The organism is Thalassolituus oleivorans MIL-1, from assembly GCF_000355675.1.
In the GTDB taxonomy this organism is placed as follows: Bacteria; Pseudomonadota; Gammaproteobacteria; order Pseudomonadales; family Oceanobacteraceae; genus Thalassolituus; species Thalassolituus oleivorans.
The window spans coordinates 1335147-1347686 of record NC_020888.1 but is presented as its reverse complement, the minus strand read 5'-3'; the positions used below and the strand labels follow the sequence as shown (position 1 = coordinate 1347686).

The window sequence follows — 12540 nt, the reverse complement described above, 5'->3', positions numbered from 1 at the left end:
AACATAAAAAAGCGCGCCGAAGCGCGCTTTCATCACGAAGATCTAATCAAAGATTAGCCAACGTATTTTTTCAACTCAACGTCTTTAGCCATTGCAGTCTTCAGTGACTCTAAAGCCACTTCAGAAGTTGCATCAGCGTTAAACATAGAATCAAAGTTAGATTGAACAGTGCGGTTAAATGCTGCTGAATCTGCTGCTTCTACGCCCATAACTTCAGCCAATGCAGCTAGAGTTTCGCCTTGACCTTTCGCTGCATCAACTGCCAACTGATCCATATTTTGATCAATAAACAATTGTGCATCTGCCAATGGACCGTTAGCTGCTTCACAACCCAAAGTACCAGAGGTCATACCAAATGTTTGGTTACCAGAAGTACCGTTAGTGGTAGCTGCTAATACATGCTCATACCATTGGCTAGCATCTTTAAAGACTACAGCAGTACCCAAACCGCAACCCGCTGGGCCTGCAGCGAATGCCATAGTAGATGAAGTAGCAAGAATTGTTGCTGCGATCAATTTTTTCATGGACAAATTCCTTGTTCAAATAAAGAAGTTCAGTTCAAAAAACATACAGTTAAACCCGTATCTTTAATACTGATCGAGAAATAACTTAGTCCTAAAATTTGTTGATGTCTATGCAAAATCAAAGAAATTATAACAAACCGGATATCATCAAATGCCGTTAGTGCCAATCTAAAAATTACAGCATTATCCGAAAGCCTGACTGGAGAATCACACGAGTTTGTGGCAGCCTGAACACACATTTACTGCAGTACTAATACAGTAGCGCTATGTCGTTTCAAGAGCCTCAAACCCGAGATCCGGGTGTATTCACCGTTAGCCAACTCAATCAGCGTGCACGCCAACTGCTTGAGATTTCTTTTTCGTCTGTGCGGGTCGAGGGTGAAATATCCAATTTAGCTCGCCCGTCTTCAGGCCATTGGTACTTTACCCTCAAGGACAGTGGTGCTCAGATTCGCTGCGCTATGTTTCGTTCGCGGACCTCTCAACTAAAGTTTTTACCAAAAGAAGGTGATCAAGTTGAGCTACGCGGCAATGTCAGCCTATATGAAAATCGTGGCGATTATCAGCTAATCGTCGATAGCATGAAGCCCGCCGGGGAAGGCGCTCTGCTGTTGGCATTTCAGCAGCTTAAAAATCGCTTAGCCGCAGAAGGATTATTTGACCCTGCACGCAAACGACCGCTGCCCGTTATTAAGCGCATTGGTTTAGTCACCTCCCCTACTGGGGCCGCAGTCCACGATATGCTCACCGTATTGAAACGTCGCTGGCCGTCAATGGAAGTTGATATTTACCCTACCCCCGTTCAAGGGCGTGAAGCGACACAACAAATTGTCGATGCCATTGGCCGTGCCAATCGAGATCAGCGCGTAGATGCCATCATTGTTGGCCGTGGTGGCGGCTCGCTAGAAGATTTATGGTGCTTCAACGAAGAGATCGTTGCTCGCGCTATTGCGGCATCGCAATTACCAGTAATTAGCGCGGTGGGTCATGAAGTCGATATCACCATTGCCGACTTCGCTGCCGATGTGCGCGCTCCGACTCCCTCTGCAGCCGCCGAGTTAGTGAGTCCAGATCAACAAGATGTGATGCAACGCTTGCAACAACTGCAACGCCGCTTGGCCCAAGGCATGCGCCAACATTTGCAGCAACAGCAACAGCGTATTTTACGCTTGCAGCAACGCGTACGTGGGCCACAACATCTATTGCGCAATCAGGCTCAACGTATTGATCAATTAGAAGCACGCCTGCAACGCGCCATGCGTCAGCAGTTACGCGACCAACAACAGCGTTTAGGCCGATTGCAGCAAGCGCTGAATCACCAACACCCGCAACGCAACCTGACGGAATATCAGCAACGGTTGCAGCGTTTATGGCTGCAACTACAACGACGTATGCAAACTCATTTACAACAGCAAGGTCAACGTTTGCAAAGCCAAGCTAAATTACTCAGCAGCCTGAGCCCCTTAGAAGTATTAGGCCGTGGTTATTCGATCACTCAGAGAGCTGACGGCCAAGTGATTGAAAAACACACAGATGTGAAAATAGACGACATAATGCACACTAGACTCGGCTCAGGCTGGATTGAAAGCCAAGTATTGTCACGTCGTAAAACGTTAAAAAAATCGTCACCAACAAAGAAGTAACTCAATCACTATGGCTATAAAAATGAAAATATTGTCTGCCGTTACAGCCTCTCTCTTATTAGTAGCCAATACGCTATGCCATGCCCAAGCCGACTCGCTTAGCGACTACCCGATGGCGGCCATTCCTGGCGGGATCGTCTCTGTTCCTTTAGGAATAACAAGTCACGAACGCCCAACCGTAAAACTCGGAAAACAGCCGGTATTAACCGTACAAGAAACAAGCGGAGAATGGGTCGCAGTTGTTGGGGTGCCATTGGAGCAAAATGGCAAACTCACCTTAACTAGCCAGCAAAAACAGTGGACAGTTGAAGTCGGAACGCATGATTATCCCGAGCAACACATCACGGTCGAAAATAAGCGCCACGTAAACCCAGAAACCAATGATATGACGCGCATCAACAAAGAATACGCACTCATGGGACCGGCATACAAAGGCTACAACGGTATCGTTGCAGAGGGTTGGCAAAAAATGAGTTGGCCAGTAAAAGGGCCATTAAGTAGCCCATTCGGATTTAAGCGCTTTTTTAACGAACAACCGCGCAAACCGCACAGTGGTTTAGATATCGCTGCACCGGCGGGCACCACCATTCTAGCTCCGGCAGATGGAAAAATCGTATTAACAGGCGAGTTTTTCTTTAATGGTAACAGCGTATTTATTGATCATGGCCAAGGCCTAATCAGCATGATGTGCCACATGAGCCGCATTGACGTTAAGGACGGTCAAATTATAAAACGCGGCGATGCGATTGGTGCTGTGGGACAAACCGGTCGCGCGACTGGCCCACACTTACATTGGAGTATCAGTATGAATAACACTCGTGTAAATCCGCTCTTGCTGGTAGCCGACCCTAACGGTAACCAGTAATTACCGAGGTAAATCTCATGACCAAACATCCAGGAACATCCGGTTTAATGCCAGTAAAGGGCAGTAGCTGTGGAATACGCCCAGATCCAGAAGCCTTGGAAATAACGGAGGGTTTTGATTTCAGCGGTGCGGCAGATTTGCTCACCGATGTAGCTGATGATGATAAGAAAAATGTAAAAGAAAATGGCAGCGCTGAATCATTTAATGCAGACACGGCCACCAAAGAAAACACTAAAAAACAGGATTAATGCGCTAATTCCGCATCGCGCTTAGCGTTCAATAAATTAATCTTGGCCGTTACTTCTGCCGACGGCGTCATCGCTTCGTAGTTGCCTTCTGGCTCATCGTTATATACATCAATCGCTTTTAATAACGAATCAAACGACCGTACGCGATTACCACGAATCATGGCAACGCGAGCCAATGTTTTACAGTGAAGCTTTCCATCGACCAAAAAACGATGCTCGGTGTAAACGTATTTACGATCCCAATAAACCACCCGTCCTTCGACCACGACTTTAGCAAACGGTTTGATTTCGCGAATAAAACTCATGGTTTGGCTGGCAATCACAGATCGCCAACCTTGTTTGAATACCAAAGGAATCATACCAATTTCAAAAAAACTCTGAACTCGGCACAAATCCAACCACATCGGGTAGCGGGTATTGGTTAAGTGCAAATTTAGATCACAATCCCACGGCATTACTCTAAATGTGGTTGTCGTTACACCAAATGGGTCACGACGCGGTCGCCAAGGACAGCGCACAATCATTAATGCATAGCGAATCAGTTGGATCATTTTTTAGCGCTCAAATCCAACTTACGAATCAAGCCTTCTTGTGCAACCGAGACAACAAGCTCACCTTGCTGGTTAAAAATTTGCCCACGGCAAAAGCCGCGACCGCCACCGGCATTCGGGCTATCAATTGCGTACAGTAGCCATTCGTCCATACGGAATGGGCGGTGAAACCAAATACTGTGATCTAGGCTAGCCATTTGTAGATCTTTTTGACCATAGGAAACCGCATGAGGATGCAGTGACGTTGCTACCAAATTAAAATCTGAGGCATACGCCAGCATAGTGCAATGCTCGTTGTAGTCATCACCCATCGGCGCATCAGCTTTCATCCATACAAACTTCACCGGATCTTTCTTTTGTGGCGCAAAAATATTTACCGGATCAAGCACCCGCATTTCAATCGGCTTATCGGCGGTATAAATATCGCGTACTCGCTCGGGGAAATGATCACGAAACATACGCGCTAATTCTAATTGTGACGGAATGCCATCAGGACCTTTAACATCTGGCATCGGCGCCTGATGCTCAAAGCCTTTCTCTGGATGCTGGAACGAACAAATCATGGTAAGAATCGCACGGCCATTTTGCGTCACTTTGACTTGGCGCGTGGCGAAGCTACGTCCAGTTCTTAACACATCAACATCAAACTCCAAGTGATCACCAACCGTACCCGCGAGCATAAAATAGACATGCAACGAATGCGGAGCCCAGTCGCCCTCTGGCAGGGTTAGCAAAGCCGCAGCTAAACTTTGGCCCATAACCTGACCACCAAATAATGCACGAAACCCTAAATCTTGCGTTTCACCACGAAACCGATTTTCACCGATAAATACTGGACGCAGCAGCTTGATTAAATCCTGCAATACATCACTCATACATTGACCCTTTTTCAAATGCATTCACAAATAACGGAATGCTTATGTTTCGTTATGCGCTAGCACAATACGGAATACAAGCGCTAAGGCATTGGCCCAAATGACACAGTGCGCCATTGTAGATTTTTGCCCATCGAACGCCAATCACAACAGAACGAATGCTCCACAACTGACTTTTCCCCCTTTAACGATCAAAAACCAAGCGGAAAGATGCAAGCGACGCCTCTATGCGTATAATACTCGGCCCAACCCGCCACGCCGACACAGGGCTACGTTTCGTATGAGTATGGCCGAAGACAAACAGCACGACTTCAACGTCCTAGATACCAGTATCTATCCCGCTCAGCTCGATGAAAAAAGCGATCGCCTGCGCCAGTTATTTGCAGAGTTTCAACCACCAGAGCTTGAAGTTCATGCCAGCGAGCCAAGCCACTTTCGCCTGCGTGCTGAGTTTCGTTTGTGGCACGAAGGGGATCGTTGTTACTACGCCATGTTTGAGCCCGGTAATAAGAGTAAAGCCTACGAAGTCAAAGAATTCCCTATTGCATCGCAACTCATTAATCGTTTGATGCAACAATTGCTGGTCGAAATTCAGCCAAACGAATTGCTGCGTCGTCAATTATTCCAAGTCGAATTTCTCACCACCATGAGTGGTGATGCACTGATTACCCTGATTTATCACAAAAAACTCGACGACGCATGGCAGGCAGAAGCCGAAGCTCTGCAACAACGTTTAGGCTTTCCAATTGTTGGGCGCTCGCGCAAACAAAAATTGGTGCTAGAGCGCGATTACGTCAACGAAACCCTACAAGTAGACGGTAAGGCTTTTCATTACCGCCAAATCGAAGGCGGCTTTACGCAACCCAACGGCGGCTTAAATCAGCAAATGTTGAGCTGGGCACGCTCGGCCTCGGATGCCTTTAGCGGCGATTTATTAGAACTGTATTGCGGTAACGGTAATTTTTCAGTCGCCTTGGCGGATAAATATGATCGCGTATTAGCCACCGAAATTTCAAAAACATCGGTCGCTGCAGCCCAAATCAATATCCGCGATAATGCGTTAGACAATCTGATTATTGCGCGTTTATCGTCAGAGGAATTCGTACAAGCCATTCGCGGCGAGCGCACGTTTACCCGTTTGGGCGATGTCGACTTAACCAGTTATAACTTCGACACTGTGCTCGTCGATCCGCCGCGCGCCGGCCTAGATGATGAATCAGTACGCCAAATCAGCGAATACAACAACATCATCTACATCTCCTGTAATCCAGATACCTTGCACTCAAACCTGACGGAACTGTGCAAAACGCATACAATCACACGCTTCGCCATGTTCGACCAGTTTCCGTACACGCACCACATCGAAACCGGTGTAGTACTGACGCGTCGCTCAGCCAATAAAGACCAATAGCAAACCCAACTTAGCCAAACACACAGGCCAACCATGACCGCATCAACATTCGCTAGCTTGGGATTACCTCAAGAACAACTCGATAACCTGCAACAAATGGGTTACGAGCAAATGACCGAAATCCAGCAGCAGGCGTTACCCGCCGCACTGGAAGGCAAAGATGTGCTCGCCCAAGCACGTACCGGTAGTGGTAAAACCGCTGCCTTTGGTATTGCCTTGCTAAGCCGCATTAATCCTCGCTTCTTTGGCGCGCAAACCTTGATCATGTGCCCTACCCGCGAACTGGCGACTCAGGTAGCGACTGAAATTCGTAAGCTAGCGCGTTTTCAACAGAATATTAAAGTGGTCACCTTGTGTGGTGGTATGCCAATTGGCCCACAAATCGGCTCGCTAGAACATGGCGCGCACATTGTTGTTGGCACCCCAGGTCGAATTAAAGATCACCTGCGCAAGCAAACTCTGAATATCAGCCAAATCAACACACTAGTACTAGACGAAGCAGACCGAATGCTGGATATGGGCTTTGCAGCCGATATCGACAGTATCGTGCAAGAAACACCGCACAATCGCCAAACGTTACTGTTCTCTGCAACTTATCCTGAAAACATCGAAGCACTGAGCCGTCAGTACCAAAATAATCCGGTCAGTATTCGCGTTGAATCCTTGCATACTGCGCACACCATTCAGCAGCAATTTATTGAATGCGACCGCGATGATCGCTTAGGCGCGCTAGAACGTGCGCTTGCGCATTTTGGCATCCAACAAGCAGTGATTTTTTGCAATACCAAACAAACCACTCACGAGGTTTGTACGCACCTACGTGACTTAGGTTACAGCGCGTTGGGTCTGCACGGTGATTTAGAACAAAAAGATCGTGACCGAGTACTCGTGCGCTTTCGCCAAGGCAGCCTTGCGATTTTGGTGGCTACCGACGTCGCTGCCCGCGGCCTCGACGTTGACGACCTGCCTGCTGTCATCAATTACGAACTCCCACGCGACGCTGAAGTCTATGTGCATCGTATTGGTCGTACTGGCCGTGCCGGTAAGGAAGGACTTGCTCTCAGCCTAACCACCAATAAAGAAGGCTACAAACGCGACGCCATTGCCGAGCAAATAGGGCAAAAAGTAAACAGCATGAACGCCGATGATTTAAGCACAGTACCTGCAGATATTGAGCGACCAGAGTGGATCACTCTCGCACTTGCAGCCGGTCGTCGCCACAAAATGCGCCCGGGGGACGTACTCGGCGCTCTCACAAAAAATGGTGGTATAACGGGTGCCGAAGTTGGCAAAATCGATGTATTAGAACAAGTCACTTACGTGGCTGTTAAACGCAACGCCTGCAATGCAGCGCTACAGCACTTAGAAAATACGCCCATTAAAGGCAAAAATGTAAGATCACGCAAAGCTTAAAAATGGATACACTAAGGTAACGGAATGATAATCATAAAAAAAATAATCGTATTATTGACTGTTTTATATTTTTCTACAGCATGGGGACTAGACGCATCCAGTAATTCACTGGATGCGAGGAAAAAAGCACGGCTAGAATCTACCGTAGTTAATCCAAACATACCGTTAGAAAAGCGTATTCATGCCATCAAAGAACTGCACAGCGATATATTCGTCGACGGCCATATCAAACGCACATTTTGCGCGTGGGACCCAATTGGCAAATCCGGCCCCATCGCAGCAACAGTCAACGATCAGGTGTTGCGCTCGTTGCACTATGGCCTAAATTTATCCGTCATCGTTTTTCAAAACGAAAATGAACTAATCGAGAATTTTTTAACCGAAAAAACATGTGATGCCATACTCGTACGTGGAGCTTTAGTTGCTCAATTCAATAAATTTTCAGCAACCATAGAGGCGGTTGGCGCCCTACCAGAAAGTAAACATCTGCAGTTATTAACTCAAGTACTGGCCGATCCTAAAATGGGAAAAAGCTTAACTAACGACCAATATACCGTAATGGGTATGGCAACCGTTGGTGGAAGCTATGTGTTCGTAAACGACCGATCAGACACAACTCTAACGTCCCTCAAGCAGAAAAAAATTGGCGTAGACTCAAGTAATCTTGGCACAGAGACAATTGTTAATACCGTAGGTGCAACTCCTGTAAAAGGCGCTCTAATGGAGTCAGTACAGAGTTATGTGGATGGCAAAGTCGACGCTATGATCTCGCCAGCTCTGCCCTACATAGTTGCCGGCAATAGTCAGGACAGTGGTAATAAGGGCGCATTTGCCAACAGTATATCGCAATCTACGTTACAGCTAATTGGCCGCACCGAATTATTTCCTTTAGGAATAGCCCAAATCTTACGTGAAGACTTTCTATTTAAATTCGATACCTACTCCCAGCGTTTCATGCAAGAACTCAACGGAGTGGTATCAGAAGATTTTTGGATCTCCATGTCAGAAGCCGAAACAAAAAAGCAAAACAAAATATATCAAGATATTCGTATTAAGCTACGCGATGAAGGCTACTATGATGCCAGTATGCTGCGTTTAGCGCGTAAAATTCGCTGTCGATTCGAACCTGCTAACAGCGAATGCACCAACTCTGTTGAATAATATCCAATTCACGGCTGAATATATTTATAGACAACCCAGTTACGAGCTTATTAATAGCTTGTAACTGGTACTTTTAATTATCTGAAATATAAACAGCATCTCCTACTCGCAACATCCTCTCTTGTTTAATACGGCCGTAGATTCCGAGATTCTGATGTAGTGATCAACTAAATCTGGCCACAATGACAGACTGAGATATAGTCAGTAATATCACTTATCTGGATAAGGAATAAATTCCTCTTCGTCACCGACGACCGTGGGAAAATTACCCGCTCTCCAATCTTGCTTTGCCTGCTCAATTCGTTCTTTACGGCTAGAAATGAAATTCCATTCGATATAACGCTTAGCCATTTTTTCACCGCCGATTAAGGCAATTCTCGATTCCTCTGCGGCTTCGATCACCACACCATCCGCGGCTGACAAGATGACCATAGCAAATTCAGGAATAATACTGTCTTTAATCTTCAAACTGCCTTTGGCCACATAAATAGCCCGCTCTTCGCTGTTCGGTAATGCTAGCGTTTGCCCTGCTTGCAGATGAGCTTCGACATATAAGGTTTCGGCATAGGTTAACACCGGTGACGTTAGGCCATAAGCGCTGCCCATCAATACCCGTAACGGCACACCTTCAATGGTTGCTGCGGGAATAGAGGCCGAAGGGTAATGATAGAAAGCAGGATCAATTTCTTCGTCTTTCTCTGGTAGAGCCAGCCACAATTGCAGCCCATGCAAGGTATGATCAACACCCTTCACTTCTGGCCGTTCCCGTTCAGAGTGCGTGATGCCGCGCCCTGCAACCATTAAGTTAATATCGCCGGGCGTGATGGTGGCATAACTGCCTAATGAATCACGATGTAATATTTCGCCTTCGAATAAGTAAGTAACCGTGGCTAAGTTGATGTGCGGATGTGGACGAACATTGATACCAGAGCCAGCCGGAAAATTCGCAGGGCCCATATGATCAAAGAAAATCCAAGGTCCAACCATTTTGCGTTCTTTCGTCGGCAAGGTACGACGAACCGAAAATCCACCGAGATCTTTTGCACGAGGTTGAATAATCAACTCAATCGCATCACAGCCCTGATTAACCGAGCATTCGGACTCTGTTTCTTTGGTTTCAATACTCATAATATGCCCTCGTGGAGTTAATAAGTAACGTTAATAGATCATTAAAATAGCCAACATAAAATATTACTAGATACCTAATTATTCTGTATTTTACTTCTCAACAGCATCCATATTTATATGATTAATGGCTTCCCAGAAATAACCTTTACTCTGATCAAACGTCATACGCCAAGTTTCACCGGTTTGAGAATTTATTTTATACATAGTTTCACTTGAGTATTGAGAGCGCTCAGATCCACCTTTGCTTCGTTTATCCCACCCGTACTCACCTGAGACCAAAGTATATTTAGCCGTAGCACAACCGGTAGTAGCAAAAGCTGCAAGAAGTATTAATAAAGTACGTTTCATTGTTATTTCCTCATAAAATCAGTATTTACAAAGTCAATCACCGCCACACCCTCCGCCGCAATCGCTGGAGTCACCACCAAAACTGTCAAAGAAGCCACCCGAACTTGATGTTGCACCCGAGTCTCCGGCGCAACCAGAAGCACAACCTATGTGACCAGCACAGTAGCCATCACCATAAAGCGGTGACGACTCATCTTTGCAATTTAGCGAATAGATAAAACCATCTTTGATACCGAGCTTGGCATCAATGGCGAACAGCAGTGGCAAGTGGATCGGAGCATTTGCGCTAATATTATCTTTAGCACATGCGAGTCTCCATGCTCGCTTGATCCCATCTTGAGCCAGTGTTCTTGTGCGCATAGCTTCTGTTGGAGTGTGATGCAGAAATCGACCTAAAGCTTTATCACAAAATGTTTGATAAGGACGGGTAAATAGAATGAACTCATGCCACGCGACATCAACCACTTGAGATGGCATTGAAACCATCCTTCGCTTAGCCTTATTACAAATATAGAAGTAATCTTTAAGAGCAGATAACACCAGAGTTACATCTTCATTTCTTAGATGTGGATATTTTTCTTGAATTTTTTTTCCAATCGTAGAATAAAAACGATAACTTTGGATAAACTCAAGCTGACGTCTCTTTTTACTCGAATACAAGTAATAAACCGAAGCGAGTAATAATAGTAAAAAGAATATCCCATAAAACCCCATAAAAACTCCCTCTTCTATAACAACAATATAACTATCAGACGTTAAGAACTCAAGCCAGAATCTATCACATAAAATCCACGAAACTTCATATAGTCACTCGAAAGACCGTACATTTACAGAAGGATCTTTTGACTGTTCTTACACCCTGCAACAGACGCAACCTCATACCAACTCATTCCTAATGCACCCGAACGACTGACAATACATACTTCATCGCCAACACTTGTCTCCGCATAGACGTTTCGCGAAACACTTAACTTGGTAATTAGATGACCTTCTTCTAGCTTTACTGGCTCAATATAAAGAGTGTTTTCGACTACCTTTCCACCGTGACTACTCTCACCATAGATCACCGTAGGATAGTAGTAATGAGGAACTGAATGATCATAAAGTGAATTTAAAACCGCGATAGCACCAATAGGATATGGTGTAATCATCAATGTCACTGAGCCAAGTGTAATTACACTCCTTCGAGACGATGGCGAAACAATAACAATCAACAAGACAAAAACTAGAACACTAAAAATTGATGGCAATATTAACTGCGATGGTTCAAATAGTACTATATCCATCAGGGCTCTAAGACAAAGAATCACACCAGGTAAAAATAAGATCTTTATCAGCTCCACTTTACTAGAATATTTATCTTCATTAACTATCGAATACAATAATGGGTAGCGCCAGCAAAGCCCAATCACAAGTATTGGTATGGCGACAACAATAGGAAGCAAAACATCAGCGGGATGAGGAAAAACAAAAGTCCAGACACAAAAAATTATGGCGCTAATATTGATTAACCTTCCAATATTCTGAGCCTTTTTAGATCTAGCGCTATCACCCACCCACATATACTGAAGTTCTCATTTGTAATATAGATATACTCAAGAATTCGATATTAAGATAAATACACTTGTAACTAAAGAGTTATAACTGCGATAATTTTTGCCTATATATCCACCACGCTGGAGCCATCATGCTTTCTTTCAGCCGTTTTATTGAGCAAGCCCAAGCACAACATGCCGATTATGATCTGCGTTTTAAGCACATCAGTAAGGCGAAGTCCGCTAAGCAATTGGCTGCAATTCCAGATGATCGTTGGTTGTCGGTACTATCGCAGTGTGTGTTTCAGTCGGGATTTAATTGGACCGTGGTGGCCAATAAGTGGCCGCGTTTCGAAGAAGTGTTCTTAGGCTTTGACGTGATTGATTTAGTGATGCAGCCGGATGAGTTTTACGAACGCTTAATGCAGGAGACGGGGATTATTCGTCATCATGCGAAAATTAAAGCGGTACACGAGAACGCGATATTTTTTCACGATCTGATTCAAAGCCATGGCAGTGTTGGTCAGTACTTTTCAGCTTGGAAACCAGAAGATTACGCCGACAATTTGCGTGAATTTCGTAAACGCAGTAATCGTGGCGGTGGCCGCACTGGGCAAGTATTTTTACGCGCGATGGGCGTTGATACTTTGATGTTTAGCAACGATATGTTGCAGGCATTGATTAGCACTGGGGTTATTGAGGCAGCCCCTAGCTCGAAGGCAAGCTGGGCTAAGCTGCAAGCGACAATGGATCGTTGGCGCGAGGAAACAGGATTGGGATTAAGTGAAATCAGTCAGATTTTGGCTTGGTCGGTTGGGCCGCGCAAGTAAAAATAAGA

General features: G+C 45.4%; 14 protein-coding genes. 7 read left to right on the top strand and 7 right to left on the bottom strand.

Going from position 1 to position 12540, the window contains the following annotated elements:
• Positions 1–53 precede the first annotated feature (53 nt).
• Positions 54–524: a DUF3015 domain-containing protein gene (locus TOL_RS06100; protein WP_015486427.1), complete on the bottom strand. Its 471-nt coding sequence runs from the start codon at positions 522–524 to the stop codon at positions 54–56.
• Positions 525–790: 266 nt separating this feature from the next.
• Here TOL_RS06100 and xseA point away from each other — a divergent pair, with 266 nt between their 5' ends.
• Genes xseA through TOL_RS06085 form a run of 3 tightly spaced genes read left to right on the top strand, consistent with a single transcriptional unit; the run spans position 791 to position 3280 of the window.
• Positions 791–2167, top strand: a complete 1377-nt coding sequence (gene xseA, locus TOL_RS06095; protein ID WP_015486426.1) for an exodeoxyribonuclease VII large subunit — start codon at positions 791–793, stop codon at positions 2165–2167.
• Positions 2168–2189: 22 nt separating this feature from the next.
• Positions 2190–3032, top strand: a complete 843-nt coding sequence (locus tag TOL_RS06090; protein WP_041588418.1) for a M23 family metallopeptidase — start codon at positions 2190–2192, stop codon at positions 3030–3032.
• A gap of 17 nt (positions 3033–3049) precedes the next feature.
• The gene (locus tag TOL_RS06085; protein WP_015486424.1) at positions 3050–3280 is read left to right on the top strand and encodes a hypothetical protein; all 231 of its coding nucleotides are present in this window, start codon (positions 3050–3052) and stop codon (positions 3278–3280) included.
• Here TOL_RS06085 and TOL_RS18240 read toward each other — a convergent pair.
• Together TOL_RS18240 and TOL_RS06075 are read right to left on the bottom strand one after the other, a co-directional pair.
• Positions 3277–3831 carry an acyl-CoA thioesterase gene (locus tag TOL_RS18240; RefSeq protein WP_015486423.1) on the bottom strand — a complete coding sequence of 185 codons (555 nt, stop codon included), beginning with the start codon at positions 3829–3831 and terminating at the stop codon, positions 3277–3279. The two genes, TOL_RS06085 and TOL_RS18240, sit on opposite strands and share 4 nt — an antisense overlap.
• Positions 3828–4706, bottom strand: coding sequence for an acyl-CoA thioesterase (locus tag TOL_RS06075; RefSeq protein ID WP_015486422.1), 879 nt, complete (start codon positions 4704–4706; stop codon positions 3828–3830). The genes TOL_RS18240 and TOL_RS06075 overlap by 4 nt, the downstream gene beginning before the upstream one ends.
• A 280-nt stretch (positions 4707–4986) precedes the next feature.
• Between TOL_RS06075 and trmA the strand changes: the two genes are divergently transcribed.
• Genes trmA through TOL_RS06060 form a run of 3 tightly spaced genes read left to right on the top strand, consistent with a single transcriptional unit; the run spans position 4987 to position 8691 of the window.
• Entirely contained in the window at positions 4987–6117 is a 1131-nt protein-coding gene (trmA, locus tag TOL_RS06070; RefSeq protein ID WP_015486421.1) for a tRNA (uridine(54)-C5)-methyltransferase TrmA, read from the top strand.
• 33 nt (positions 6118–6150) lie between these two features.
• Positions 6151–7530, top strand: coding sequence for an ATP-dependent RNA helicase DbpA (dbpA, locus tag TOL_RS06065; RefSeq protein ID WP_015486420.1), 1380 nt, complete (start codon positions 6151–6153; stop codon positions 7528–7530).
• 24 nt (positions 7531–7554) lie between these two features.
• On the top strand, positions 7555–8691 hold the full coding sequence (locus TOL_RS06060; RefSeq protein WP_015486419.1) for a putative solute-binding protein: 1137 nt from the start codon (positions 7555–7557) through the stop codon (positions 8689–8691).
• A 210-nt stretch (positions 8692–8901) separates the two neighbouring features.
• Here TOL_RS06060 and TOL_RS06055 read toward each other — a convergent pair whose 3' ends face one another.
• The 4 genes from TOL_RS06055 to TOL_RS06040 form a co-directional block, all read right to left on the bottom strand.
• Positions 8902–9819, bottom strand: a complete 918-nt coding sequence (locus TOL_RS06055; protein ID WP_015486418.1) for a pirin family protein — start codon at positions 9817–9819, stop codon at positions 8902–8904.
• Positions 9820–9909: 90 nt separating this feature from the next.
• Positions 9910–10167, bottom strand: coding sequence for a hypothetical protein (locus tag TOL_RS06050; protein WP_015486417.1), 258 nt, complete (start codon positions 10165–10167; stop codon positions 9910–9912).
• Between the two features lie 33 nt (positions 10168–10200).
• Positions 10201–10881: a glycine-rich domain-containing protein gene (locus tag TOL_RS06045; protein WP_015486416.1), complete on the bottom strand. Its 681-nt coding sequence runs from the start codon at positions 10879–10881 to the stop codon at positions 10201–10203.
• A 113-nt stretch (positions 10882–10994) separates the two neighbouring features.
• Positions 10995–11729, bottom strand: coding sequence for a hypothetical protein (locus TOL_RS06040; protein WP_041588417.1), 735 nt, complete (start codon positions 11727–11729; stop codon positions 10995–10997).
• A 125-nt stretch (positions 11730–11854) separates the two neighbouring features.
• Here TOL_RS06040 and TOL_RS06035 point away from each other — a divergent pair, with 125 nt between their 5' ends.
• On the top strand, positions 11855–12532 hold the full coding sequence (locus TOL_RS06035) for a DNA-3-methyladenine glycosylase I (protein WP_015486414.1): 678 nt from the start codon (positions 11855–11857) through the stop codon (positions 12530–12532).
• Positions 12533–12540: the final 8 nt, after the last annotated feature.

Excerpts from the sequence above, each read along its gene's own strand:
- TOL_RS06090 (WP_041588418.1), top strand. The coding sequence starts at position 2,190 with ATGAAAATATTGTCTGCCGTTACAGCCTCTCTCTTATTAGTAGCCAAT.
- TOL_RS06085 (WP_015486424.1), top strand. The coding sequence starts at position 3,050 with ATGACCAAACATCCAGGAACATCCGGTTTAATGCCAGTAAAGGGCAGT.
- TOL_RS06045 (WP_015486416.1), bottom strand. The coding sequence starts at position 10,881 with ATGGGGTTTTATGGGATATTCTTTTTACTATTATTACTCGCTTCGGTT.
- TOL_RS06050 (WP_015486417.1), bottom strand. The coding sequence starts at position 10,167 with ATGAAACGTACTTTATTAATACTTCTTGCAGCTTTTGCTACTACCGGT.
- xseA (WP_015486426.1), top strand. The coding sequence starts at position 791 with ATGTCGTTTCAAGAGCCTCAAACCCGAGATCCGGGTGTATTCACCGTT.
- TOL_RS06035 (WP_015486414.1), top strand. The coding sequence starts at position 11,855 with ATGCTTTCTTTCAGCCGTTTTATTGAGCAAGCCCAAGCACAACATGCC.
- TOL_RS06055 (WP_015486418.1), bottom strand. The coding sequence starts at position 9,819 with ATGAGTATTGAAACCAAAGAAACAGAGTCCGAATGCTCGGTTAATCAG.
- TOL_RS18240 (WP_015486423.1), bottom strand. The coding sequence starts at position 3,831 with ATGATCCAACTGATTCGCTATGCATTAATGATTGTGCGCTGTCCTTGG.
- TOL_RS06040 (WP_041588417.1), bottom strand. The coding sequence starts at position 11,729 with ATGTGGGTGGGTGATAGCGCTAGATCTAAAAAGGCTCAGAATATTGGA.
- dbpA (WP_015486420.1), top strand. The coding sequence starts at position 6,151 with ATGACCGCATCAACATTCGCTAGCTTGGGATTACCTCAAGAACAACTC.
- trmA (WP_015486421.1), top strand. The coding sequence starts at position 4,987 with ATGAGTATGGCCGAAGACAAACAGCACGACTTCAACGTCCTAGATACC.
- TOL_RS06100 (WP_015486427.1), bottom strand. The coding sequence starts at position 524 with ATGAAAAAATTGATCGCAGCAACAATTCTTGCTACTTCATCTACTATG.
- TOL_RS06060 (WP_015486419.1), top strand. The coding sequence starts at position 7,555 with ATGATAATCATAAAAAAAATAATCGTATTATTGACTGTTTTATATTTT.
- TOL_RS06075 (WP_015486422.1), bottom strand. The coding sequence starts at position 4,706 with ATGAGTGATGTATTGCAGGATTTAATCAAGCTGCTGCGTCCAGTATTT.